The organism is Bacillus infantis (assembly GCF_050107595.1).
In the GTDB taxonomy this organism is placed as follows: Bacteria; Bacillota; Bacilli; order Bacillales; family Cytobacillaceae; genus Bacillus_AB; species Bacillus_AB infantis_C.
In genome coordinates this window covers 1-25,570 of sequence record NZ_JBNILH010000007.1, presented here as the reverse complement: position 1 = coordinate 25,570, position 25,570 = coordinate 1, and the positions used below count along the sequence as shown (strand labels likewise).

The following is a 25,570-nucleotide window of genomic DNA, read 5'->3' as shown; positions in this document are numbered from 1 at the left end:
CATGAACGAAGGTGCAGTGTCTATTTTCGCCCTTGGCGGCGTAAATGAAATCGGCAAGAATATGTATGTACTGCAATCCGGAGATGATATCGTGGTCATTGACTGCGGCGGGAAATTCCCGGATGAAAGCCTGATGGGAATAGATTTAATCATTCCTGATATTTCTTTTCTAGAAGAAAACAGATCAAAAATAAAAGGTCTGATTATTACACATGGACATGAAGACCATATTGGCGGCATCGGGTATTTTCTTAAGAGAGTGAATGTCCCTGTCTATGGAACAAGGTTTACTCTGGGCCTGATTGAACTGAAATTGACGGAGCATGGGATTCTTGCCGATACTGAACTGATTCAGATTGACTCTGACACTGTTCTGGAACTCGGCAGCATCAGGGCAAGCTTTTTCAAGGTCAACCACAGCATTCCGGACTGCCTCGGGATTGCTTTTGAAACACCGGAAGGATTGATCGTCCATACAGGGGATTTCAAATTCGACCTGACCCCTATGAATGAGCAGTATGCTGATATCCATAAGATGGCGGAATTAGGGACAAGCGGTGTGCTGGCTCTTCTTTCTGAAAGTACAAATGCTGAGCGGACCGGTTTTTCTCCGTCCGAAAGAATTGTTGGTGACCATATTCTGGAGGCTTTCGTTAAGGCGGAGAGAAAGGTCATCATTTCCACCTTTGCTTCAAATGTGAACAGGGTCCAGCAGGTGGCAGATGCCTGCTTCAAAACGGGCCGCAAACTGGCTCTTCTAGGCAGGAGCATGATTAATGTAGTGGGCGTCGCAATGGAACGAGGCTATCTGCCTATACCTGAAGGCATGCTGATCCAGGGATCGGATATCGATTCGCTGCCTCCTGAAAAGGTTTGTATTTTGTGTACAGGAAGCCAGGGGGAGCCAATGGCCGCTCTTGCCAGGCTGTCCACGAATAATTTCAGGGATGCCGAAGTCCTGCCGGGAGATACGGTCATCCTTGCCGCAGGTCCTATACCTGGGAATGAACGTGGTGTGACTAAGATAATTGACAATCTTTATATGCTGGGTGCAAATGTCATATACGGCTCTGGCAGTTCAACCGGAATGCATGTTTCTGGCCATGGCTACCAGGAGGATCTCAAGCTGATGCTCACTCTGATGAAGCCTAAGTATTTCATTCCAATACACGGGGAATACAGAATGCTTCACCATCACAGGCTGCTGGCTGAGTCTGCAGGTGTTGAAGAGGGGCATACATTTATAGTGAAAAACGGGGATGTCGTGGATATTGAAGATGGCACAGCCCGCCAGACCAGGGAGGTGCCAGCAGGAAATACCCTCATTGACGGAATGGGAGTGGGAGATGTCGGCGAGGTTGTACTTCGCGACCGGAAGCAGCTGTCAGAGGATGGGATGCTTGTCATTGTCTTTACTTTCAGCAAAAAGGAAAGGAAGATTGTATCTGGACCTGATACGATATCAAGGGGCTTTGTCTACACCCGCGATTCCGATGATCTTCTGCGGAAGGTGAATAGTATCGTCAAAAGCACGGTGAATGATCTGAGGCAGGAGAATTATTACCAGAGAAATTCCACCAAGCAGAAAATCAAGAGAGCCGTCGGGCAATATTTATTCTCCGAAACGAAACGGAAGCCGATGATCCTGCCGATCATCATCGAGATTTAAAAAGCCCAAGCTGCATCGCCCAGCCTCCCTGCATATATTGCCCATATGCTTAAGCAGGGAGGCTGAATCATGAGGATTGAAAAGCTGAAAACTTATTACGGCTATGATCTGCTGATTGACCGGGTGCTGTATAAAAGATGCTTGAACTGTGAGTCCTGGTTTCCATATGAAGATGAAATGGGGTTTTGCCGTTCATGCATCCGCAAGGCACACAGGCATCAAAAATAATTATTTGGTTATAGAAGGAAGGAAGACTGGTTGAGCAATAATCTAATCGAGGCAATGGATGAAGAGACTAAGAAAGAAGTCAGCAGCGCAATAGCAGGACTATCATTCACTAAAAATTTCCGGTCCCCTACTGCTGAGGAGTGGTATGTGTTCCTGCCAGGATACCAGGATCCGCAGACGGGCGGAGCAGCAGGGAAGGCACTCATCCATTATAATATTTACGATACAAAGGCATTTTAACATCAATACGACGATTATTTGGGACGATCCTGAACTTTACAGGGCAGATAGGCACAAGTTTGTATACGCTGTTTGTGATGAGATAGTCAATCGTCTTGTAGGATATGCCGATACACTGCTGTCAGTCCATTCCGGCGAAAATTCATATAATGCAGAATACAGGCAATAGGGGAAATTCACAAGAATGAATTTCCCTTTCTTTGTTTTTAATAATAGTATTATGTAAACTGTATCTGTATTATTTCAGTTTGCTATTTGAGTAAAATATCACCTATTCCAATGGGCAGGTATTTTAAGGGCAGGTGGCAGCTTAGTCGAAAGGTTTCCAACAGAAGCATTTACTTGTGCCTGTGTCAAAAACAGGCATCCCCTCAGGTCTGCTCCGCAAATATTGGCATCCCTAAGATCAGCACCAAGCAAATCGCATTTACGTAAATCGGCATTCTGCAGATTTCCTGCAATCAGAAGCGCCCCTCGCAGGCTCGCCCCTCTGAGATCTGCCCCTTTTAAAGAGGCACCTATAAAATCACTGCTTCTTTTCAATTTGGATATTAACTTAGGGGACCTGTTATGAGGAACATTTCTTCTATACAGTTCACTGCTTTTGTTCAGCAATTCACTGACCATGCTTCTATGCGCATAAACATCAAGGTTAATAATGGACTTAGCTTCCAGCAGTGTCAGCGCCTCAATTGTATGAATGGCAGATTGCAGCTCACCTTTAATGGAAAGTGTTTCCTGAAGGCTGTGTGCCTCTGTCAGATACAGCAGCATTTCATGGAGCTGCTGCATGATAGGGAATACCTGGAACATCTCGTTTGCCAAGTCAGGATTATTCCGCCAGTCTTTGCCTGCATAAGTGAGCTGCGAGACTTTTTGCCCGGCTCCGAAACACTCATATACCGTGCAGCCTTTAAATCCTTTATCTCTTAGTGTTTCATGCGTCCTGCAGAGGAAGTCATCCTGAAGATTTGGACAGGGAGCACCGCTGGTTTTGTTAATGGCAAAATCCGCAGTCTTTGCAAACGGTAGAGCCACGCAGCAAAGGCCGAAGCAGCTTCCGCAATCAGAAGAAAGGCCTTTGTATGGGTTCTTTGGTTCAGTTAATTGAGCAGACAAAACGTACACTTCCTTTGAACAAATATATAGGGAATTATAACACGGTACCAGGCACCAGAGTGGATGATTTTAACAAATAAAATATCTAGAGAATACCTGGCTGTTGACATTATCAGAGAAGCATCATAAAATTACCTCGAATTAAAGATAAATAATAGAAGGTTAAATACCCTAAAAATAGGGGAAATCAGAGATAGACAATACAATTAATCAATTTTTGGAAGGTGATTGGGATGGAACATATTTTTCGAAAGGGTGCGAATCCGGATAAACCGACTCTTTTGCTCCTGCACGGTACCGGGGGAAATGAGAGGGATTTGATTCCGCTGTCAGTAATCATAGATGAAGAAGCCTCTGTTCTGAGTGTAAGGGGTAATGTACTGGAAAATGGGATGCCGCGGTTCTTCAAGAGATTGTCAGAAGGGGTTTTTGATGAAGAAGATCTTGTGTTCCGCACGAATGAACTGAATGAATTCCTGGATGAGGCAGCTGCCAAATATGAGTTTGACCGCGGCAATATCTTTGCGGTCGGGTATTCAAATGGTGCTAATATAGCTGCCAGTTTATTATTCCACTATAAAGATGCCTTAAGAGGTGCGATCCTTCACCATCCTATGGTGCCTAGAAGGGGTATCGAGCTGCCTGACCTGACAGGCACCTCCGTCTTCATTGCTGCCGGTAAAAACGATCCGATCTGCCCATCTGCAGAATCAGAAGAACTCACATCTCTTCTGGAGGATGCCAATGCTGATGTTGAGCTGCACTGGGAGAATTATGGACACCAGCTGACCTCTCAGGAGGCAGAGGCTGCGGCAGAATGGTATAAGAACAAGGTAAAATAAAGTTAATGATTACTACAGGCGCTGGCCATTTTTATGGTCAGCTTTTTTCTTGTTAAATCTATATAAGGTAAGGGGAATTATGGTAAAATAGTGAAAACTCTAGGGGGAGTGTTCATGTTTCATTTGAATTTGGATGCTGAAATTTCACTTAGGCTTTATCAGCCTGAGGATGCTCAAGAACTTTTTAATCTGACAATCGAGTCTAAGGAATATTTAAAAGAATGGCTGGGCTGGCTGGAATATACCAAGACAGCAGAAGATTCAGCCGGCTTTATCCAATCTTCTCTCAGTGCGTATGAGAAGAATGGAGCGCATCCCCAGGCTGCGGCCATCATTTACAAGGGGAAGATTGCCGGCACGATTGGTTTCAATGATATCAGCCGGATTCACAGAATCGGCGTAATTGGCTACTGGCTTGGTGAGAAGTATCAGGGAAAAGGAATCATGAACAGAGCTTTCTCAGCCCTTGTAGAATATGGATTCGCAGAAGCAGGCCTGAACCGGATTGAAGTAAGGGCTGCTGCCGGCAATATGAAAAGCCGGGCATTGCCGGAACGGCACGGTTTCACGGAAGAAGGCATAATACGGGATGCAGAATGGCTATATGATCATTATGTAGACCATATAGTATACGGTCTCTTGAAAAAAGAGTATAAATGCATAGAAACAGAGGATATTTTACATAGCACGACTATTTAGAGCCGCCCTAAGCGGTTCTTTTTTTATAAAAAAGTATGCAGTATTATATTTCTGAATATATTGTTTTATCAGAATTTGTTATACTATTTTAGGAAACCGGTTTCAATTAAAAGAAAGGGGCAGTGATCATGATACATAAAGAATTGAAGGCTTTTCCGCAGAATTTCCTTTGGGGGGCTGCTTCTGCGGCCTATCAGGTAGAAGGTGCGTGGAATGAAGATGGCAAAGGCCTTTCCAATTGGGATGAATTTGTCCGGATTCCCGGCAAGACATTTAAAGGGACGACTGGCGATGTGGCTGTTGGCCATTACCGGCACTTTAAAGAAGATGTGCAGCTGATGGCTCAAATGGGATTGAAGGCATACCGTTTTTCAGTTGCCTGGACAAGAATCTTTCCAGAAGGAAAGGGAAAAGTGAATGAAAAGGGCATCGAATTTTATGATTCACTGATCAATGAGCTGATCAAACATGATATTGAACCCATCGTTACTCTTTATCATTGGGATCTGCCGCAGGCACTGCAGGAGGCATACGGCGGCTGGGAATCCCGGCAGATCATTGAAGACTTCACGGCATACAGTACAGAGCTGTTCAAGCGTTTCGGCGACAGGGTCAAATATTGGGTCAGCCTGAATGAGCAGAATATTTTCACGATGTTTGGCTACCGTAATGCCATGCATCCGCCTGGAGTCAAGGATGACAAGCTTTTTTACCAGGTGAATCACCATGCAAACCTGGCAAATGCCAGTGTTATAAAAGCATTCCGTAATCTTGTGCCGGAAGGGAAAATTGGACCTAGCTTTGCGTACACGCCTTCGTACCCGCGCTCTCCTGAACCAAAGGATATCATTGCCAGTGAAAACGCAGAAGAACTGAACAGCCACTGGTGGATGGATGTCTACGCATGGGGCAAGTACCCGAAAGCAGCCTGGAATTATTTAGAGAATGAAGGACTCGCTCCTGGAGTGGAAGCGGGGGACTGGGAGCTGTTGCAGGCAGGGAAGCCTGACTTTATGGGGCTGAATTATTATCAGACTGCAACCTTTGAGGAGAATCCGCTGGAAGGCGGAACAGCAGAAGGCGAAATGAATACTACCGGCAAAAAAGGGACCACTAAAGCCTCAGGTATTCCTGGCTTATATAGAACGGCTGACAACCCGTCCCTGGAAAAAACGAACTGGGACTGGACAATCGACCCGCAAGGGCTGCGTGTGGCACTCCGCCGGATCACAAGCAGATACCAGCTTCCTGTATTGATCAGTGAGAATGGACTGGGAGAGTTCGACAAGCTTGAGGAAGATGGCACGGTGAATGATGAGTATCGGATTGCCTTCATCCGCTCTCATATCCAGTCCATGCAGGAAGCCATTTCCGATGGAGTGGAGCTGCTTGGCTATTGCGTCTGGTCATTTACTGACCTGCTGAGCTGGCTGAACGGATTCCAGAAACGGTATGGGTTTGTATATGTCAATCAGCATGAAGAAGGGGAGCATGACCTTAAAAGAACGAAAAAGAAGAGTTTTTATTGGTATAGCGAAGTAATAAAAAGCAATGGAGAAACATTATAGGCCAATTAATAAAAAGAGGGCATTATGCTCTCTTTTTATTTTGGAAATCGGTTTCTATATAGAGTGTAAACACCAGAAGATAGCAGAATAATAGACAAAAATTACAAAATTTGAAGGGAAAATCATTATATTAGTCTAATTTTCCGAAAAATAATTAACTAAATTTTCTAAAATATAGTTGATTTCTAAAAAACAGGCTCTTATAATAACAAATGAAAGCGGTTTCCACAGGAAACAGAAACCGGTTTCCGTACTTATTACAGTTAAACAGGTTCTGGGATTCTCTTGTAGGGGGTGGCTGAAGGCAGGATTAGGCAGGTTCTCAAAGGGATGGTTCAAATTTACTTAATAATAATGGGGGAGATTCACTTGAAATGGAATAGCCTAAAAAAAATAGCGGCATTCGGAGCATCATCAGTTCTTGCGTTATCGCTTGCAGCATGCAGCGGCGAGGAAACTTCATCCGGAGGATCGGATGGCGGAGGCGACGGCGACGGCGACGTAACCTTGAGCTTCTGGACTTTTGGAGCAACTAATTATGAGGAGCTTGCAAAGAAATATACAGAAGAAAATCCGAATGTCAAAATCAAAGTGAAATCATCAGAGACCGCAGATCATCATGATGCCTTATTTACTGCCTTATCAGCCGGCAGCGGGGCGCCAGACATCGCTATGCTGGAAATTGACCAGTTTGACCGGTTCAAGGCTGCCCAGGACCGATTTGAGAATTTATATGATTTAGGTGCCAAGGATGTCCAGGACCAGTATCTGGATTGGAAATGGAAGGGCGGAGAAAATGCTGACGGTGATTTCCTGTTCGGCATGCCGACAGATATTGGGCCGAAAGCCTTGTATTATCGTGTTGATCTTTTCGAGGAAGCCGGTCTTCCGACAGAGCCTGCCGAGGTGGAGTCACTCATCAATTCGCCTGAAGCTTTCCAGGAAGCTGGCATTCAGTTGAAGGAAAAGACCGGTAAGCCATTTGTCGACAGCATTGAAATGGCCTATCGTGCATATTTGGATGCGGCAGAAAGTACTTATCTGAATCCTGATGGAGAGCTTCTGCTTGAAGAAGATGGAAATGCAGTTAAGGAAGCTTATGATTATGCCGTTAAGCTCAATGAGTTGGGCATTGTCGGAAAGTATGACATGTGGTCTCCTGAATGGTCAAATGCAGTCAATAAAGGCGAATTTGCAGCAGAGCTTGGAGCTGGCTGGCTGAAGGGCTGGATGGAAGGCAATGCGCCGGATGCAGTAGGCAAGTGGAGAGTAGCCACATTGCCAAAGGAATTCGCTGCAAACTGGGGCGGTTCTTATATTGCTGTTCCGAAGGAAACAAAAAATGCACAGGCGGCTTATGACTTCATCGAGTGGCTTGTTGCTCCTGAACAGCAGCTTGAATCTTTCCAGAGCAAAGGCCTTTTCCCATCTGCACCATCTGTTTATGACATGGATGCCTTCAAATCAAATGAAGATGAATTCTTCGGCGGCCAGGTAACTTCGACGGTATTTGCAAACGCTGCCCAGGATATCGAGGGTGCTGTATTTAAAGGCGAGAAATACTTCCCGGTTCACCAGGAGGTTGTAAATGCCCTGAAGAATGTCCAGAACGGCAAAGATCCTGAAAAAGAATGGAAAGCTGCCATCAAACGGGCAAAAGACTTATTAGGAAGATAAGGTATGAAAAGGGGAAATGGCTTTCCTGAGCCATTTCCTGACTTTTGCATAGAAAAGAGGCGGAAACATGCAAACAGCTGCCAAAGAAAGCAAAACGAGTACAGGCCGCATGACTGGAACGAAGAAGCGTCTGTCTGAATCAAAGAAAGATATGATATCCGGCTATTTATATATAGCACCTTTTTTTATCATTTTTGCCATCATCGGCCTCTATCCGGCCTTATTCAGCTTGTACCTGGCTTTTCAGAAATGGAACGGGCTCAGCCCGATGACGTTTGCCGGCCTGAATAACTTTAAAATTGTGCTGGAAGATCCGCTTTTTTGGAAGTCGGTTTACAACACAATCGTAATGGGACTGATGGGAACAGCTCCACAGCTGATAGTCGGAATTATCCTGGCATTCCTGCTCAATCTTACATTCATCAGGTTTAAAAATTTCTTCAGGGTAACGATCTTTATGCCTTATATCACCTCCATGGTGGCAGTGGCCCTGATCTTCAGCGTCCTATTCAGCAATCATGAAACCTCGCTGGCCAACTATGTATTGAGCCTTTTCGGCTTTGATCCGGTCAACTGGGGAGCTTCCGAATGGGGAACAAAAATCGCGATTTCCATTATGGTTTTCTGGAGATGGGTCGGCTATAATACAATCATTTTCCTGGCAGGGATCCAGAGTATTCCGAACGACTTGTACGAGGCGGCAACAATCGATGGAGCAAGCAAAACGCAGCAGCTGTTTTACATTACACTTCCGCTGCTGAAGCCTTTCATTCTCCTTACTGTCTTCTTCTCTACTGTCGGTGCACTCCAGCTGTTCTCAGAGCCTACTGTATTCCTTGGTGCCGGGGCATTTTCGAGGGATGAAGCAATGACGATTGTTATGTATTTGTACCGGGATGCGTTCAAGCTTCAATCATTTGGTACAGCATCTGCAACAGCCATCATTCTGCTTGTCATCATCGCTGCTTTTGCAACCATCAATACTATGCTGACATCCGGATATGGTCGGGGCAAAAGGAGGGCAACAAAATGAGCATGAACACTGCCAAAAAGAAACCCGGAAAAGGGAATCTGCCGATCTACTTGTTTCTGGGCTTTGCTTCTTTAGTCTCCCTTTTCCCTTTTTACTGGATGTTTGTAATGGCGACAAATCCAAGCTCTGCATACAACACGATTCCCCCGACGCTGACACCTGGGAATCTGCTGGTGGACAATTTCAAGAAAGTACTGAGCAATATTGATTTTTTCAATGCGATGTGGAATTCCTTTATCATCTGTGTAGTTGTTACGCTAGTGGTTCTGGCCATCAGTTCCCTGGCCGGTTTCGCATTTGCTAAATTCAAGTTTCCCGGGAAGAATATTCTATTCATTTCAATCCTGGTAACAATGATTATTCCGCCGCAGCTCGGCCTGATTCCCCAATATTTCCTGATTTCCAAAGCTGGACTTTTGGATACGCTTCCCGGGGTGATGCTCCTGTTCTTCCTGAATCCTCTAGGGATATTCCTGATGAGGCAATATGTGAACGAAGCTGTGCCGGATGAATTAATAGAAGCGGCCAAGCTGGATGGCTGCTCAAACTTCAGAATATACAGAAGCATAGTCCTGCCGATAATCCTGCCTGCATTTGCAACTCTTGGAATCATTGTGTTTACAGCAGTATGGGGCGAGTTCCTCTGGCAGTTCACGGTGCTCAGGGATCCGGAGATGTATACCATCCAGGTAGCGCTCGCTAATCTCAGCAACACCCATAATATTGATTTTGGGATGATCATGTCAGGTGTATTCTGGGCTACGGTGCCTCTATTGGTCATATTCCTGATGTTTAACAAGCTTTTCATTTCCAGCATCACAGAAGGCTCTGTAAAATAAGCGGAGCTTTCTTGTCTGGAGATTGAAACAAAGGGGAACTGCTAGTAATCTAGTAACATAGAACATATTTTGGAAGCAGAAGGGATTCTCATGAGCCTAACGATAAAGAATATTGCGGAAATTGCGGGCGTCTCTGCCGCTACGGTTTCAAAGGTCATTAATAATTACGGAGGCATCAGCGAAAGAACAAAGAAAAAGGTAATGGATGTTATCCTTGAGATGGATTATGAACCAAATTTTTCAGCACGGTCGCTTGCCACAAAAAAATCCAATCTTATTGGCCTGATTTATGCCGGCAAGATCAATGTTGACATGACCCACCCTTATTTCAACGAAGTCATTTCTTCTTTTAAAAAGAATATCGGCATGCTGGGCTATGATATCCTCATGTTCTCCAACGAAAACTTCCGGCAGGACAATGGCAGCTATATGGCAAGATGCAGACATTTCAATGTGGATGGCTGTCTCGTTATTGCGGGAGAAGAAGTGGAGGAAGCAGTGCATGAGCTTGCTAAGGCTGATTTTCCATGCATCGGGATTGACATTGAACTGTCAGGTCCGAAATCAGCCTTTGTCATGACTGATAACGTGAATCTTTCCCGAAAGGTTATTGAACATCTTTATCTCAATTCTGTCAGGGATGTTGGTTTTATAGGAGGAATGAAGGGATCTGTCATTTCCAATTTGCGGAAGAAGGGATTCCTTGAGGCCATGAACCAGTTCGGACTGGAGATCAGGGAAGACTGGATTCAATATGGTGATTACCATGAAGACAGCGGCTATGAGTGCATGAAAAGGATCCTTGAGGGAAAAAGGAAGCCTGAGGCAGTTTTTGCCGCCTCCGATTTAATGGCGCTCGGAGCACTAAGGGCCATCAAGGAAGCAGGTCTTACCGTTCCAGAAGATATCAAGGTAATTGGCTGCGATGATATTGCCGCCTGCCGCTACAGCGATCCCAAGCTGTCGACTGTTAAACAGGATAAAGAGAAATTCGGGAAACTGTCGGCTTATATGCTGAACGATCTCATCAACGGCAAATCCCAGCCGCGGCCTGCCCTGATTGACTCTGAGCTGATCATCAGGGAATCCTGCGGAACACATTTGTAAAAGAAGGAAAATGATCCTTTGGCGGAAGGATATATGGGGGTAGGAGCATTGCGAAATTATGCAGCATTTGATGTAGGGGGCTCATCCATTAAATATGCCTTGATGGATGAATCGGGCAGCATTATAAATAAGTCATCAATTCCGACTCCAAAGGAAGGTATTGAAGCATTTATTGAGGCAATCGGAAACGCTGTCGAGGAAATGAGGTTCATCAGCCCTGTTGAAGGAATAGCGATGAGCATGCCTGGGGCCGTAGATGTAGTGAGCGGCACTATTCATGGCGCCAGCGCTGTCCCTTATGTTCATGGCCCCAATATCCGGGAGCTTGTGGAGAAAAGGACAGGGCTTCCGGCAGAGCTGGAAAATGACGCCAACTGTGCAGGGCTGGCAGAAGGCTGGATCGGTGCTGCAAAGGATGTCCGGGATTATATCTGCATCGTCATCGGGACGGGGATCGGCGGGGCCATTGTCCTGGACAAAAAAGTCAGGCATGGAGCCAGTTTCCATGGCGGAGAGTTCGGCTATATGATCATGGAGGATTATTTAGAGAGTCCTTTAGGAAGAAGCTGGAGCGATCTTGGTGCCACTGGGGCACTGGTCAATATTGCAGCAGCCAAAAAAGGATTGGATCCTGAAACACTGGACGGCCGTAAAGTGTTTGAGATGGCAGAGAGCGGAGATAAAGAGATTCAGGAAGAAATAGACCGCTTTTACAAACGCCTGGCTGTCGGCATTCTGAATCTGCATTATATCATTGACCCGGAAAAAATCCTGATCGGCGGTGCGATTTCGGCCCGGCATGATTTTTGCGAGAGAATCAATCGGGTGCTATCAAGCATGAAATCGGATATCCATTCTCTTGATGTAAAAGCCGAAGTGTGCAAGTTCGGAAACGACTCTAATCTGATTGGAGCACTGTACCACTTTCTGCAGAGCCAGAAGACAAAAGATAAAGTAATGGACTTAAGATAAAGATTAGTTTCCGGCTAATCTTTATTTTTTCATTTAAGAAGATATCATGCTATGGGCAGTTTCTTTGTACAGCGCCGTGAAAGCGTTTAATATGGAAAAGAACGCATTACTTGAAGGAGGAAGACCGATGGTATACCTTGCAGAAGAAAAACGCTATGAAACGATGAAATACAATCGAAGCGGGCGCTCTGGCCTCCGGCTCCCGGCCATCTCCCTTGGCTTATGGCATAATTTTGGGGGAACTGATACATACGGAAATGGAAGGGAGATGCTCAGGAAGGCATTTGACCTTGGCATCACTCATTTCGATCTGGCCAATAACTACGGCCCTCCGGCTGGCTCGGCTGAGGAAATGTTCGGCAGGATGATGAAGTCGGATTTTGCTCCTTACAGGGATGAAATGATTATCTCTACAAAGGCGGGCTATTATATGTGGCCAGGTCCTTATGGGGAGTGGGGAAGCAGGAAGTACCTCATCTCAAGCCTCGATCAGAGCCTAAAGCGGATGGGGCTGGATTATGTGGATATTTTCTACTCTCACCGGCCTGACCCGGATACACCTTTAGAGGAAACAATGGGTGCTCTGGACTCTATTGTAAGGCAGGGGAAAGCTTTATATGTCGGTATTAGCAGCTATTCCGCAGAACAGACAGAAGAAGCAGTGAAAATCATGAACAAGCTCGGGACGCCGCTCGTGATCCACCAGCCAAGCTACTCTATGCTGAACCGCTGGATTGAGGACGGCCTCCAGGATGTTCTGGAGGAGAATGGTGTGGGATCGATTGCCTTCTGTCCGCTCGCTCAGGGTCTTTTGACGAATAAATATATCAACGGGATTCCCGAGGACAGCAGGGCTGCCAGCAAGACCGGTGCACTTCAAGGGGACCAGGTAACAGAGCAGACAATTGAAAAAGTCAGGAAGCTGCATTAACTCGCCTCCGAACGCGGACAGAGCCTTGCACAAATGTCTCTTGCATGGATCCTTCGCGGAGGGAGAATAACATCTGCTTTGATCGGTGTAAGCAGGGTGTCACAGATTGAAGAAAATGTCGCTGCGCTGGATAATCTTGAGTTTACTGCTGAAGAGCTTAACAGAATCGAAGAAATACTAAAAAGCTGAAAATTCGGCCGGTTCCTTTTAGGAGCCGGCCGTTATAATTTCCTGAACCTCAAAATATTGTATATGCCTGCTAGTAATGCACCTGAAGTGCCGGCAATGAGATCTATCATGGTATCTTTATTGCCGCCGCGCTGCATCGTTTCCGTGACAAGCTGATCGCCGGCAAACTCATAGATTTCCCAGAGGATGCTGGCTGCAGCAGACAAGGAAAAGCTGAATAGGAATAAAAGTGAGCGGGAATTTCCTTTTCCCCCGGATAATATCTTAAAAACAAAGACGGCAGCTATGCCCGCAAAGATTCCTTTGTAAAGGTGAAGCGTGCTATCCCACCAGGCATATTTGCGATAAAAGCTTATAATCGATCCCAGATAGATGGAGCAGAATACGAACAAAAAGTAACCGAAGACAAGGGCGGCCGGGAACGGTTTTTTTAATAAGATCAGTAATAAGGGAAGTGCGCTTACGATGATTCCTCCGAGAGCTACCTGCCAGCGGGAGGAATCGTCTTTGATAAGATAAAAAATACATAACACTGCAAAAAAGACCATAAAAATAGCGGAAAAAATAACTAAAATCCTTTTTTCAGCCGCCATCTACTGAAGATGCTCTGGCGGCTCTGTAGTATGGGATTTTTTCGCCACTTCGGCAAATAGATCCTGCTTCGCTGAGTCATTGGCAGGCATAGGTGCTGCATTCCCCTTCAGGAGCATCAGTATTTGGTTCATTTGCTGCTGAAGCAGACGGATATCCTTATTCAATGCCGGCTTTGCTTCTTCCTTCAGCTCGAATCCAATTTGCCCGTTAGGCTCTAATGTTGCCCATTTTACGTCCTTCAGGCTGGACACATTGTTCTGCCTGAGTTTCATCTCCAGCTGGTCAACCGTCAATCTTACCTTTTTTAAGCCTTTCTCATCAAGATTCCCATTGTTGATCAGTACTTTTGCTCTTCCGGTAATGAATTTCTCGACTTTATCAAACTTTACCTGTAAAATCTCCATGACAACCAGGGTTACTACAAGAATGGCTCCCACAATGATTGTTGTCCAAATGTTTTTTCCGGCGAGCGGCTGTATCAATAAAGAGCCTATTCCAATCATGATTACAGTCTGGGCAAGTGTCATTTGGGATATTGATTTTCTGCCGGCGATCCTGAGCAGCAGGGTGCCTGCCAATACAATCAATATCGATTTCCATATCCAATTTAAATCCATTTACATCACCCTTCACAAAAACTTTTAACATAGTCATCTGCAGTTAAACATGAATATATTCATGCTTGCCGCACTGACAGGTTTGTGGCATTCTAAGAAGTATTGTTTTTGGAATAATATGTATTTTGTGTAGGGTAATTGCAAATTTATGTAGAATCCTCTCTTTTTTATGTAGAATCCTTTCTTTTTATTGTAGAAAAATCGAAAATTTATGTTGAATCCCACTGCAGAAGCATTTATCTTGAGTAAAAATAGAAGGGGCATCTTTAAAATGGCCCACCACCAACAGACTATAAAAAAAGGAGGGGATTCACCCCTCCGGATTAAGCTTTAAATTGGACTGTTTTTCTTTCGTCAATGTAAAGAAAAGAATGAAGCCGATGAAGGAAGTGGTGAATAAAATGCTTCCCATCGGTACGGCGGATGCTTCATTAATCCCGACAAGAGGGGAAACGAGGCTGCCCAATAGGAGCGGCATCATGCCGATGACGGCGCTTGCGCTCCCTGCGCGGTGCCCCTGATTTTTCAATGCCAGCGTAAAGGAGCTGGTAAGGATCATACCCATGGACGTCATATAAATGAAGATAGGGATGACCAGCATAAACAGCGGCCCTTTAATGATGGTCATAGTGAGCAATAATGCAGTCGCACTCACAGCGATGCAGACGGCTGTCCGGAGCAGGGTCCTTTCCTGAACAATGCCGGCGAGGCGCCCAATCAGAAAACTCCCGGTGATGATGGCAATCCCATTGATTCCGAACAGAATGCTGAATACCTGGGGAGAGACGCCGTATATTCCCTGGTAAACAAATGGTGTACCGGATACATAGGCAAAGCTTCCTCCATGTACAAAACCGACAATCAGTGCATAGCCGATGAAAGAGCGGTCCTTAAACAAGCCGCCCATGGCCTTGACTGTGCCTCCCAGGCTGCTGGGAATGCGTTTTTCAGCAGGAAGCGTCTCAGGCAGGCGAACTGAAATAATGGTAACGATAGCCAGTCCAAGCGCACATAAAAAGTAAAAAATGGTATGCCAGCTGGCGAATGGCAGAAAAAGGATTGCGCCTCCGGTCATAGGCGCAATCATCGGAGCGGTAGCATTTATCACCATTAATAAGGAGAAAAACTTCGTCAGCTCTGTACCGCTGAACACATCCCTCACGACTGCCCGCGACAGGACAATGCCTGCTGAAGCGGTTAGCCCCTGAAAAAAACGGGCAGCTACAAAAGTAGTGATATTTGGGGCAAGCGCACAGAGTAATGAGGCAATGCTAAAGAGGGAAATCCCTATCAGAAGCGGTTTTCTCCTGCCTTGTGCATCACTGATCGGCCCGACGATCATCTGGCCGGCAGCGAGCCCCATCAGACAGGCGGTCAAGCTGAGCTGTACAAGGGAAGCAGAGGCATTCAGGTCTCTGCCGATATTCGGAAAGCTTGGTAAGTACATATCGATGTTGAACGGCCCTAAGATTCCTAATGAACTAAGGAGAAAAGCCAGGGCAAGCCTTTCTCTTCCTGTTGGATTTTGAAGCATGATCTCAAACCTTTCTTTCCAGCAATCTGCTATTTCTTGCATAAATATGCCTAGTATACGCCAGCATGGCGGGTATGTCCAGCATAGATGGATAGAAAGGATATAATCATTAAAGAAACTAAATGAAGCCGGAAAACTGAAAGTGAAAATGCGGAGGCTGAATCAACCCAGGATCCCAAATATAAGAAGAATATATTCCTTTTAGAAGGTCATACATAGATTGCCTATAATAATGCTCGCAACTGCCTTTTATTTCAATGAACAAAGTGTCGCACCCTGATTTTTTTGCCGTGCATGATGGTGCTTTTTATGACACATTCTAAGGTTGGGAGGTGATATCCATGCACAAACAAGAGAAACAATCAGGCGTGCCAGCGGAAAGAGGTCAAAACACCCTTTTGGACACAGTAGACCGGACCTTCAACAGTATGATTGAGGATGTCAGAAACATGATCAGTGAAAATGACGAGCGGTCCAGCCGAGAAAGATAAACGCCTGCAGGGGCGTTTATTTGCTTTCAGACACAGAATGGCTGAGGAACAATAAATACGAAAATATTTTCATGAAAAAGAAACCCTTTCTCATTTTAAAACGTAAAAAAGAGAGGTCATGATTATTTGGCAGATTTAGTCTATGAAACTGGCAGTTTTCAGGTCCCTTCCCAAAAAATTCGCACTGACCGGCGCAAGTTCCAGTTCACGTGCCCAAACCGATAGCTGGCCAATATGATGGATCTCATGTGCAATGATATGATGGAGGATTTCGTTTTTGCTAAAATTGTCATCATCCCATGGAACGGAAACGATAAAATCAGGCGCTTCAATCAGACCCTTGGCAAAATAGCTGCTGATATTCTTCCGGAAAGAGTCGGATAGCTGCTTGGCCTCAGTCAGACTGCGATATTCTTCAAAATCAACGATGGTATCGCCCAAACCTTGGATAGCACGGAGCCAGCTGTACTCTACGTCCGTTATGTGGAGCAGTGTATAAAGTATGCTCCCGGCTCCCCCCGTCCGCTTCTTATGCAGTTCACCCTCTTCCAGCTGCTCACACCATTGGAACCACTCATCCCTGACCTTCCAGTTATAGTTGAAAAAAATGATCATTTTTTGCCTCCTTTCTATAAGAGATTGTTGAATGGATTTATTTTAGCATAAAATTGCCAATATTCACTGCATTTTCTAAAATAAAGGAAAAACACTGCGGAACACAGAAGCAATACTCAGTGAAAATATGGAGGCTAGAAAATGCAAATAAGGCTTGCAGAAAAAAAGGATGTAGATCAGCTGATTAGAATGAGATGGGACTTTACGCTCGAAGATTATGAGGAGGGCACTTTTTCGGAAAAAGATTATCCAGAATTCGAGAAAGAATGCAGAACCTTTCTGGAGGATGCTCTTGGAGGAGGCCATTGGTATATCTGGATTGCGGAAGATCAGGGAAAAGTATTATCACATATATACATAGAAAGAATCCAAAAGGTGCCAAGGCCTGGACGGATTACATATCCTTTCGCCTATATGACCAATGTCTACACTGTGCCAGGATATCGCGGAAAAGGAATCGGAAGCAGGCTGATCACGGCCATTAATGAGTGGATTGAAGAAAACCATTATGAATTCGTCATCGTCTGGCCGAGTGAGGAAGGGATCGAGTTTTATAGAAGGAACGGGTATAAACATTGCAGTGAGCCTATGGAATATTTTTCGAAGAATTAGGATGCTGACAGGATTGTCTGCTTTTATGAGGGAGGATTAGCCATGAATGTTAATAAGCAGAAATTTCATCTGAAGAAAATGGAAAACAAAGAAGAAAGCCAGCACGAAGCTGCAAACCTATATAACCTGGTCTGGAATAAAGAGGATGATTCCTTCTTTAATAGACTGAAACGGCATGGAAGCTATGGTGGCTTCCAGGGATATATGGCTTTTGAGGGTGACGCCAGATTGGCAGGGTTCGTATATGGCTATAATTCACAGGAAGGTCAATACTACAGGGGACTGATTGAAAGGGAGCTTTCGGAAAAAGAGACACTAACCTGGCTGGAGGATTGTTTTGAAGTGGTGGAGTTGGCCGTGCACCCGGACAGCAGAAAGCAGGGGATCGGCCGCCTTCTTGAACAAAACCTTCTGGAAAAAGTATCAAATAAGACAGCTATCCTCACAACACAATATGATAACTTTGCTGCCCGGCAATTGTATCGGTCACTTGGGTGGACAGCAGTAAAGGAATCCTTTTTTCCTGACCAGACAGGAACTGCCTACGTTATTATGGGGAAGAGACTCGCTCAAAATAAGTGCTCTTCAATAGCAGGAGGCGGTGAACATGACTGAAATCTGCCTTGTACGCCATGGCCAGACTGACTGGAATGCTGAAGGCAAAATCCAGGGAAGAACTGATATTGAGTTAAATGAAGTGGGTGTCCGCCAGGCAGCAGCATGCAGGGATCTTCTCGCCAATGAAAATTGGGATATTATCATTTCAAGTCCCCTTTTAAGGGCCAGACAGACTGCAGAAATCATTCAGGGAAAGATTAAGAAGCCTTTGGTGGTCATGGATGAATTCATTGAAAGAAGTTTTGGGAGAGCCGAAGGTCTTACAGCTCATGAGAGGCACGCTCTTTTTCCAGACAGGGATTATCCGGAAATGGAAAGCAGAGAGGCCCAAAACACCCGGCTTAAGGAAGGGCTTGAAAAAATCAGCAGGCATTACCACGGAAAAAGAGTGATCCTTGTTTCGCATGGAGCATCCATAAATGCCCTGCTGTCACTGCTTTCTTCAGGTGTGATCGGTTCTGGCAAAACGAAGCTTGAAAATGCCTGCTTCTGCAGCCTTAAATACAAAGAAAAAGAGTGGCTTGTAGAGTACTATAATGAATCGGGGCACTTAAAGGCACTTTAAACAGGAAGTTTAGTAGAAAATATGATATGGTATATTAAGGAAAAGGAGGGGCTGAGAATGGGAAAGGTTTTCTTGTCTATTCTGCTGGTTCTGCTTGCTGCGGCTATTGTCAGCTTTGTATCTGGATTCCATTCTGCCGGGTATATATTTGGCTTTATGTTCGGTACATTTGCAATGGGGATAAGCTTTGTGTATTCTGCCAGGGATGATGACCGGTACAGGCCGAATTATCTGAACAACGGAGGCGGGAAAAAATAGATTGCCGCCTTAAGCAAGATCGTGAACCCGGATGTACAGCGGGTTCTTTTTTTATTACGCGGTTTGCAATATTAATAGAAGGGCTAAAAGAAGAAATATGTTAGAAAATGAAACTTTTTACTCTTTTTATTCGTTAAATTATATATAGTATCACGAGGTAGTCTATAATCTAATTATCGTCACCTATCAGCTCAGCTGGTTATACCGGATCATCATGTCTTACATAGGAGGTTAACTGTGGAAAGTTTAACGTATAAGCTTGCCAGTGAACAGAGCGAGTTTGAACAAATCCATCAGCTTAATTATCAAACATTTGTAGAGGAAATTCCGCAGCACAGTAAAAATGATGAAAATGAATTGATTGATAAATTTCATCAGGAAAATACATATATGATTGCCAAAAAGGGCGAGGAAGTGGTTGGCATGATTGCCATTCGTGCCAAAAGGCCGTTTTCTCTTGATTATAAACTTGAGTCACTTGATGACTTCCTCCCCGTAAAGGGAACAGCTTGCGAGGTCCGACTGTTATCAATCAAGAAAGCCTACAGAAGCAGCCGCGTCTTTTACCATTTATGCGAAAGGCTTGTACAGTTCTGCTTAGAGAAAGGGTATACGATGGCCCTTATTTCAGGTACGGTCCGGCAGCTGAAGCTATATCGGAGGATTGGCTTTATACCTTTTGGTCCTTTGACAGGGGAAGAGGGTGCTCAATTCCAGCCAATGTATTTAACGAAGGAAAATTTTGAACGCTCGACAAAAGCTTTTATACGCCTGATGGCAAAAAAGACAGAGCCAATTAAGAGGATTTCTTTGCTGCCAGGTCCGGTTTCGATTCATCCGGAGGCTGAAAAGGCGTTCTCAGAGCCTGCTATTTCCCACCGAAGCGAAGAGTTCAAAATAGAACTTCATGAACTCCGCAGCAGTCTATGCCACATGACCGGGGCTGTCCATGCAGAAGTCGTAGTAGGTACAGGGACCCTTTCCAATGACCTTGTTGCTGCACAGCTTTCATGCTTTCCGGGAAAAGGGCTGATTCTTGCCAATGGGGAATTTGGCGTCCGGCTGATCGACCATGCAAAAAGGCAGGGGCTATCATTTCAGTCTATAGAAAAAGAATGGAATGAGCCGATCGATTTATATGAAATTGAACAGGCAATCAATGTCGATCCTGCTATCAGCTGGATTTGGACTGTCCACTGTGAAACTTCGACAGGCTATTTATATGATTTAGATTCACTCAAGGAGCTATGCAGACGCCGGGGGATTGAGCTGTGTGTGGATGCCTGCAGCTCGGCAGGTGTTGTTCCCGTTGATCTGAAAGGAGTCTATCTTGCATCATCGGTCAGCGGCAAAGGATTCGGATCCTATCCTGGCCTGGCGATTGTTTTTCACAGGGAGAATATACTTGGAGGCAGTCATATACCAAGGTATTTGGACTTGAAAATGTTTCAGGACCATGAAAGCATCCCCTATACTCATTCTTCCAATCTCGTTAAGGCGCTAAACAAAGCTTGCGGTCTCACGGATTATGAAAAAACATCAAGGATTGGAAAACAGGCAAGGGAAAGGTTGAAGGCAAACGGGTGGAAAGTTCTCGGAGATGAGAGCTACTCTCCAGGCATCATTACAATACTTGTACCGGAAACTAAATCAAGCCGAAAAATAGGTGATTACTGTAAAAGTAAAGGGGTGCTGATCAGCTATGAAAGTGAATATCTGCTGAAAAGGAATTGGATTCAGGCAGCTTTCATGGGGAGCATAGGCGAACAAGAAGCAGCAGAGGCATTGAACATCCTTGAACAGGCTTTTGAAATACAGAACGAAAAACGGTATCAGTATGGAACAGTTTAAGAACATGACGCCAGTATGGATAGCCGTCCTCTTTATGTGGCTCAAAACAGCTGTGGTATCTTTCATCGGTTTTAATCTGCATGCTGCAAGCCTTCTTGAAGTAATGCTGATTACGATTTCACCCTTGGGGCTGCTGATGCTATTGATCGGGGGCGGCCTATTTTGGAAAAAGAAAGTGAAGCCTGCTGGAATATGGCTGATAATGCTGGTCTTGACTGGCATTCTATATTCCGATCTTTTATATTACCGTTTTTATACCGATTTTGTCACGGTGCCGATTCTTTTCCAATTCAAAAACGTCGGCGGTCTCGGACCGAGCACCCTGGAACTGATCAGTCCCTGGGATCTGCTGCTGTTCATTGATTTGCTATTATATTTTCTTTTAATCAGAAAAAAGAAGCTGACAAAAATGACAGTGAGAGGAAAAACGGCAGGGCAGTATGGTGCTGCCTGCATAGCCCTTTTCCTCATCACCGGGGTGATCGGGCTTGTAAATGCGCCGCATCTATTCACAGAGTCATACAATCGCCCGCAGCTTGTCAAAAATATTGGCCTGTATCCGTATCATCTATATGATATTGGCGTAGCGGCATCATATCCCCTGCAAAAGGCATTTGCAGATGCCTCTGATGCCAAGGCTTCTGCAGAGTACGTAAACGGCAGGACAGAGGAGCCCTCCGATTTTTTCGGTGCTGCCGAAGGAATGAATGTTGTCCTTATCAGCATGGAATCGACTCAGGGTTTCGTCCTTGATCAAAAGGTTAAGGGTAAGGAAATAACCCCATTTCTTAATTCTCTGGCAGAGGATAGCTTTTATTTCAACAATCTCTATGACCAGACCGCCCAGGGAAAAACTTCTGACTCTGAATTCATGGTCGATAATGGATTGTATCCCTTGTCCAGCGGCTCGGCTTTTGTGCGGAAATTTGAGAATACGTACAAAAGTCTTCCGCATATTTTGAAAGAGGAAGAAGGCTATAAGGCAGCGGTCCTCCATGGGAACGAGCCCTCTTTTTGGAACAGGGAAGACATGTATAAGGCGCTTGGCTATGACCGGTTTTTCTCTAAAGGCGATTATGAGGTGACAGAGGAAAATTCAGTGAACTACGGTATCAAGGACATTCCGTTCTTTCAGCAGTCAATTCCTCACTTAAAGAGCCTTGAAAAGCCATATTATACCCGGTTCATCACATTGACGAACCACTTTCCATTCCTGCTTGAGGAAGAGGACCGGCTGATTCCGGAGGCTGATACAAGCGAGATGGTGGTTAATCGTTATGTCACAACAGTGAGATACCAGGATGAAGCGATCAAGACATTCTTCCAGGAAATGAAAGACAGTGGAGAATACGACAATACGATGTTTGTGCTGTACGGGGATCATTACGGTATTTCCGATAAATATGAACATGGTGTACTGGAGCTTTTAGAGCAGGAAGATTCGCTTGTCAACCGGATGAAGCTGCAAAAGATTCCGCTGATCATCCATATTCCGGGGCAGGAAGGGAAAATGATATCTACAATAGGCGGCGAAATCGATATAAGAGCAACGCTTCTTCATTTGCTCGGCATCAATCCCGAAGATCATTACAGCTTCAGCCGAAACCTTTTTGCCCGGAATCCCGATCAGCCAGTCATATTCAGGGATGGAAGCTTTATTGCAAAGGACTATCTTTATAAAAGCGGGAGCTGCTTGAAAGTAGACTCTGCGGAAGAAGCGGATATCAGCAAGTGTGAACCTTATCTGGAAACAGCCAGAAAAGAGCTTGGCATGTCTGATGATGTTGTGAACGGTGACCTGCTGAGATTCTTGAAATAGCAGCAATGAAATCACTTTCAGCTTGAAAGTGATTTTTTGCTCTCCAGCCAAATCTGCACTTGATCGAGGAAACCTTTCTTACACCAGGCAATGATCGCTCTTTCTTCTCCTAGCTGTTCAATCTGGCTTTGAAAGAATAAATCTCCAATAAAGTAGCCTAACCTGCTATACCCGAATGTTTTACCGCCCCGGATGGAAAACCATTCCCTATATAGATCTTCATGCTGATGCTTTTGGAAGTCTTCGTAAAATTCCTTTTTGATCTCATTGGCATGGGACTTGGCAAAGGATAACCAGCCATCTCCTTGATTATTGAAGCTGAAATAAACGGAAGAAGGAAGGCCGGGAGCAATTTTGCGTGAAAAATGGATGGCGGCGCCTTCCTGGTTAAGCCAGATTAGGGGACTATCCCATGTAACGGTCCGCCAGTCCATTCCAGTATGATCACTGAGGATATTTTGTGCAGCATGGCCGAATTCATGGGAAACGATGACTCTTAAATGTTCTTTATCATCTGTCAGCTGCTCCAGAGCAAAAGTAATGTTGGGGATGATCTGCCGCCAAGTATAGGCATTTGACCCGTAAAAGCCGGCAATCAGGCTTACTTCAATGGGAAACCCGACTCCATAAGCTCCTTTGAACCGAGTGGCCGTCTCGTGAATAATGGGAATAATGTTTTCCTGCACTCTTCGAAGATGGCTTTTTTTAGACTGAAGCTGGTCAATGCTTCTTGGTATGCGTTCTTCATGATTCCGGCAGTGATACTGAAAATACTGCCCAAAAATATCAGGAAACTGCTGATGGTATTCCTTGAGAAAATCCACAGAAAGATGTTCTGCTTGAAGAAAAAAAGGAATCGTATCATTTATTTTCATAAAAAAGGCCTCCTTCTCTTTTTTCCACTATATCATAGAGGGAAATACCTTTGTGGCAGTTTTTTACAAAAGCTGTGTAAAGCTAAACTTGAATGAGTTTGTGCAGAAATGGGCTATATAGAAGATTTGAGGTAGATTGTTGGCAGCAGGCCGCTTAACCTTACAGGCAGTGTTGGGATATTGGTTGATAGGAGGGGACGGCTGCTGCTTCAGCAGAGGAGGTTTCCGGCAGGAACATGGGGCCTTGCCTGGCGGGCTTATAGACTCGGGGAGTCTGCAGAAGAACCATGCAGGCGGGAGATATGGGAAGAAACAGGGCTGATAGCCGGCTCTCCTCAGCTGATTAATGTCTATTCCGGAAGAATTATTGTATGACGGCAGAAAATGGAGATCAATTTTATGCTGTCACAATTGCGTATTATAGAGAAAAGTTTGATGGTGAAATGAAGATGGACCCCCAGGAATCGATAAATATTAAATTTCCACCCAGATGATTTTCCGGTGAATATGGTGGGAAGCCATAAAATAATCATAGAGGATTTTTTATGTAATATTTATAAGAAGGAAAAATACGAGACAGAAAAATAGCTGTAACGGACAGCATATTAAGGAAACAGGATCAAAACTGGCGTAAGGATCAGCAGCCTTGCAATAAATTCAAACATAAATTCCAGCCCCCTTTAAAGGATTTTCCCTGCACCTGGCTCCTCCTTCGCCAAATGCTATGGCAGCCACGCATGCTGCCCCCGCTGATTCTATATTAATAGGGAAATATTAAGCTGGTATTTATGTTTTGTTATAAAAGTTTAAGAAGAGAGCAGAAAGCTTATGAAGTCCAGAAAAAAAGGACTCTGCCAGTCCTTTTTAGGCTTTGTTGGATTAGATGTCCTGTTCCTCCAGTTCGATTTCCATCCGCGTTTGCGGGAAACCGTTGGCTACCCATTCTGCCCTTAATGCAGAGTCATACTGGGTGAGCCCTTTTTCGGCATCCACTTTATCAGCATCCACACTTTCAATCTGGTCAATCCTCTCGCTGTTCCTCATGCTTGTGTCTTCTATGACGCCGTCTTTAATTGTGTATGAAAAGGTTCTTGTATTGGCGGATTCTTCGCTGCGCTTTTTCATTGCCGCAATGGCAAGTGCAGCTCCGCCAGCAGAAAGCAGAATGCCTGCAGCCATGTTCATTGTCGACTTTTTCATGGTTATTCCCTCCGATATTCAAATTTTATGGAATATGAATCTATTTATTTTATTCCCTTGTTTTATTACTTTAAAAAGTATTTTATTTACAATTTGATTAATTTTTTTTCACTGGAGGCTAGATCGATTGAAAAGAGTCCGGCAAAATCAGCCGCTGTAATGCAAATATTGTATTGGATTTTAGAGAGTTAGGTAAGAGCCTGAGTCCTCTTAAAAAAGTAATAGTGGAACTGGGGAGAGAGCCATACCTGCTATTTCACTGAAAAACTAAAAGAATGGCTCCGGAAGGGTACTCTAGGACCGCTATTTCATTGTGAAACCAAAATAACGGTTCCAGCAGAGTGAGCTAGAACCGTTATTTCACTGAAAACTAAAATAATGGTTCCAGCGAAGATAACTAGAACCGCTATTTCACTGAAACACTAAAATAATGATCCCAGCGGGGTGCTCTAGAACCGCTATTTCATTGAAAAACCAAAATAATGGTTCCAGCAGAGTGAGCTAGAACCGTTATTTCACTGAAAAACTAAAATAATGGTTCCAGCGGAGTGAGCTAGAACCGTTATTTCACTAAAAAACTAAAATAATGGTTCCAGCAGAGTGAGCTAGAACCGCTATTTCACTGAAACACTAAAATAATGATCCCAGCAGGGTGCTCTAGAACCGCTATTTCATTGAAACAAGTCAAGTCCTTAAAATTGTGTAAATTCATCTAAACAATGATACAACCACTGTGCTATGTTTTGATTTTTTGACAGGAAAGGGGGTACCCCCTTTCCTGTCAAAAAATTTTCGCGCTTCGCTTATA

25 protein-coding genes and 2 pseudogenes are annotated in these 25,570 nt (G+C 44.6%); 20 read left to right on the top strand and 7 right to left on the bottom strand.

Annotated features, from left to right (window positions below; genetic code table 11):
- Nucleotide 1: 1 nt before the first annotated feature.
- From ACQCVH_RS15185 to ACQCVH_RS15175, 3 genes and pseudogenes are all read left to right on the top strand, one after another.
- Nucleotides 2–1,669, top strand: a complete 1,668-nt coding sequence (locus ACQCVH_RS15185; RefSeq protein WP_426836500.1) for a ribonuclease J — start codon at nt 2–4, stop codon at nt 1,667–1,669.
- A 69-nt stretch (nt 1,670–1,738) separates the two neighbouring features.
- Nucleotides 1,739–1,897, top strand: coding sequence for a hypothetical protein (locus ACQCVH_RS15180; protein WP_009793403.1), 159 nt, complete (start codon nt 1,739–1,741; stop codon nt 1,895–1,897).
- 54 nt (nt 1,898–1,951) lie between these two features.
- Nucleotides 1,952–2,306: pseudogene (locus ACQCVH_RS15175) on the top strand (hypothetical protein).
- Nucleotides 2,307–2,404: 98 nt separating this feature from the next.
- Here ACQCVH_RS15175 and ACQCVH_RS15170 read toward each other — a convergent pair.
- The gene (locus tag ACQCVH_RS15170; RefSeq protein ID WP_426836499.1) at nt 2,405–3,256 is read right to left on the bottom strand and encodes a pentapeptide repeat-containing protein; all 852 of its coding nucleotides are present in this window, start codon (nt 3,254–3,256) and stop codon (nt 2,405–2,407) included.
- A gap of 233 nt (nt 3,257–3,489) precedes the next feature.
- Here ACQCVH_RS15170 and ACQCVH_RS15165 point away from each other — a divergent pair, with 233 nt between their 5' ends.
- From ACQCVH_RS15165 to mgrA, 9 genes and pseudogenes are all read left to right on the top strand, one after another.
- Entirely contained in the window at nt 3,490–4,098 is a 609-nt protein-coding gene (locus tag ACQCVH_RS15165) for an alpha/beta hydrolase (protein WP_426836498.1), read from the top strand.
- 114 nt (nt 4,099–4,212) lie between these two features.
- Nucleotides 4,213–4,797 (top strand): GNAT family N-acetyltransferase, encoded by a 585-nt coding sequence (locus tag ACQCVH_RS15160; RefSeq protein WP_426836497.1) that lies wholly within the window; start codon nt 4,213–4,215, stop codon nt 4,795–4,797.
- A gap of 128 nt (nt 4,798–4,925) precedes the next feature.
- A complete protein-coding gene (locus tag ACQCVH_RS15155) occupies nt 4,926–6,365 on the top strand; it encodes a glycoside hydrolase family 1 protein (RefSeq protein ID WP_426836496.1) in 1,440 nt (479 codons plus the stop codon).
- Nucleotides 6,366–6,695: 330 nt separating this feature from the next.
- Nucleotides 6,696–8,042, top strand: a complete 1,347-nt coding sequence (locus ACQCVH_RS15150; protein WP_426836495.1) for an ABC transporter substrate-binding protein — start codon at nt 6,696–6,698, stop codon at nt 8,040–8,042.
- A gap of 67 nt (nt 8,043–8,109) precedes the next feature.
- A complete protein-coding gene (locus ACQCVH_RS15145) occupies nt 8,110–9,075 on the top strand; it encodes a carbohydrate ABC transporter permease (RefSeq protein WP_426836494.1) in 966 nt (321 codons plus the stop codon).
- Nucleotides 9,072–9,914, top strand: coding sequence for a carbohydrate ABC transporter permease (locus ACQCVH_RS15140; RefSeq protein WP_426836493.1), 843 nt, complete (start codon nt 9,072–9,074; stop codon nt 9,912–9,914). The genes ACQCVH_RS15145 and ACQCVH_RS15140 overlap by 4 nt, the downstream gene beginning before the upstream one ends.
- Nucleotides 9,915–10,004: 90 nt before the next feature.
- On the top strand, nt 10,005–11,021 hold the full coding sequence (locus tag ACQCVH_RS15135) for a LacI family DNA-binding transcriptional regulator (protein WP_426836492.1): 1,017 nt from the start codon (nt 10,005–10,007) through the stop codon (nt 11,019–11,021).
- A gap of 48 nt (nt 11,022–11,069) precedes the next feature.
- The gene (locus tag ACQCVH_RS15130; RefSeq protein ID WP_426836491.1) at nt 11,070–11,993 is read left to right on the top strand and encodes an ROK family protein; all 924 of its coding nucleotides are present in this window, start codon (nt 11,070–11,072) and stop codon (nt 11,991–11,993) included.
- 127 nt (nt 11,994–12,120) lie between these two features.
- Nucleotides 12,121–13,113 (top strand): annotated as a pseudogene (mgrA, locus tag ACQCVH_RS15125) (L-glyceraldehyde 3-phosphate reductase).
- 32 nt (nt 13,114–13,145) lie between these two features.
- On the opposite strand, the gene ACQCVH_RS15120 reads toward mgrA, so the two are convergent.
- The 3 genes from ACQCVH_RS15120 to ACQCVH_RS15110 form a co-directional block, all read right to left on the bottom strand.
- Nucleotides 13,146–13,706 carry a DUF2238 domain-containing protein gene (locus tag ACQCVH_RS15120; RefSeq protein ID WP_426836490.1) on the bottom strand — a complete coding sequence of 187 codons (561 nt, stop codon included), beginning with the start codon at nt 13,704–13,706 and terminating at the stop codon, nt 13,146–13,148.
- Complete coding sequence (locus tag ACQCVH_RS15115; protein ID WP_426836489.1) at nt 13,707–14,324, bottom strand: DUF421 domain-containing protein; 618 nt, start codon at nt 14,322–14,324, stop codon at nt 13,707–13,709.
- A 310-nt stretch (nt 14,325–14,634) separates the two neighbouring features.
- The gene (locus tag ACQCVH_RS15110) at nt 14,635–15,858 is read right to left on the bottom strand and encodes a Bcr/CflA family efflux MFS transporter (protein ID WP_426836488.1); all 1,224 of its coding nucleotides are present in this window, start codon (nt 15,856–15,858) and stop codon (nt 14,635–14,637) included.
- Nucleotides 15,859–16,199: 341 nt separating this feature from the next.
- Between ACQCVH_RS15110 and ACQCVH_RS15105 the strand changes: the two genes are divergently transcribed.
- Complete coding sequence (locus ACQCVH_RS15105; protein ID WP_426836487.1) at nt 16,200–16,349, top strand: hypothetical protein; 150 nt, start codon at nt 16,200–16,202, stop codon at nt 16,347–16,349.
- Between the two features lie 135 nt (nt 16,350–16,484).
- On the opposite strand, the gene ACQCVH_RS15100 is transcribed toward ACQCVH_RS15105, so the two are convergent.
- Nucleotides 16,485–16,964 (bottom strand): DinB family protein, encoded by a 480-nt coding sequence (locus ACQCVH_RS15100; RefSeq protein ID WP_426836486.1) that lies wholly within the window; start codon nt 16,962–16,964, stop codon nt 16,485–16,487.
- Between the two features lie 141 nt (nt 16,965–17,105).
- Here ACQCVH_RS15100 and ACQCVH_RS15095 point away from each other — a divergent pair, with 141 nt between their 5' ends.
- The 6 genes from ACQCVH_RS15095 to ACQCVH_RS15070 all read left to right on the top strand — a co-directional run bounded on the left by ACQCVH_RS15095 (nt 17,106) and on the right by ACQCVH_RS15070 (nt 22,687).
- Complete coding sequence (locus ACQCVH_RS15095; RefSeq protein ID WP_426836485.1) at nt 17,106–17,576, top strand: GNAT family N-acetyltransferase; 471 nt, start codon at nt 17,106–17,108, stop codon at nt 17,574–17,576.
- Nucleotides 17,577–17,618: 42 nt separating this feature from the next.
- Nucleotides 17,619–18,191, top strand: coding sequence for a GNAT family N-acetyltransferase (locus tag ACQCVH_RS15090; RefSeq protein ID WP_426836484.1), 573 nt, complete (start codon nt 17,619–17,621; stop codon nt 18,189–18,191).
- A complete protein-coding gene (locus tag ACQCVH_RS15085) occupies nt 18,184–18,759 on the top strand; it encodes a histidine phosphatase family protein (protein ID WP_426836483.1) in 576 nt (191 codons plus the stop codon). The genes ACQCVH_RS15090 and ACQCVH_RS15085 overlap by 8 nt, the downstream gene beginning before the upstream one ends.
- A 57-nt stretch (nt 18,760–18,816) precedes the next feature.
- On the top strand, nt 18,817–19,017 hold the full coding sequence (locus ACQCVH_RS15080) for a hypothetical protein (RefSeq protein WP_101548043.1): 201 nt from the start codon (nt 18,817–18,819) through the stop codon (nt 19,015–19,017).
- Nucleotides 19,018–19,254: 237 nt separating this feature from the next.
- Complete coding sequence (locus ACQCVH_RS15075; RefSeq protein ID WP_426836482.1) at nt 19,255–20,868, top strand: aminotransferase class V-fold PLP-dependent enzyme; 1,614 nt, start codon at nt 19,255–19,257, stop codon at nt 20,866–20,868.
- Between the two features lie 4 nt (nt 20,869–20,872).
- The gene (locus tag ACQCVH_RS15070; protein WP_426836481.1) at nt 20,873–22,687 is read left to right on the top strand and encodes an LTA synthase family protein; all 1,815 of its coding nucleotides are present in this window, start codon (nt 20,873–20,875) and stop codon (nt 22,685–22,687) included.
- A 17-nt stretch (nt 22,688–22,704) separates the two neighbouring features.
- On the opposite strand, the gene ACQCVH_RS15065 is transcribed toward ACQCVH_RS15070, so the two are convergent.
- Entirely contained in the window at nt 22,705–23,562 is an 858-nt protein-coding gene (locus tag ACQCVH_RS15065; RefSeq protein WP_426836480.1) for a hypothetical protein, read from the bottom strand.
- Nucleotides 23,563–23,742: 180 nt separating this feature from the next.
- On the opposite strand from ACQCVH_RS15065, the gene ACQCVH_RS15060 reads away from it, so the two are divergent.
- On the top strand, nt 23,743–23,937 hold the full coding sequence (locus tag ACQCVH_RS15060; RefSeq protein WP_426836479.1) for an NUDIX domain-containing protein: 195 nt from the start codon (nt 23,743–23,745) through the stop codon (nt 23,935–23,937).
- Nucleotides 23,938–24,441: 504 nt separating this feature from the next.
- On the opposite strand, the gene ACQCVH_RS15055 is transcribed toward ACQCVH_RS15060, so the two are convergent.
- Nucleotides 24,442–24,762 (bottom strand): hypothetical protein, encoded by a 321-nt coding sequence (locus ACQCVH_RS15055; RefSeq protein WP_366163689.1) that lies wholly within the window; start codon nt 24,760–24,762, stop codon nt 24,442–24,444.
- Nucleotides 24,763–25,570: the final 808 nt, after the last annotated feature.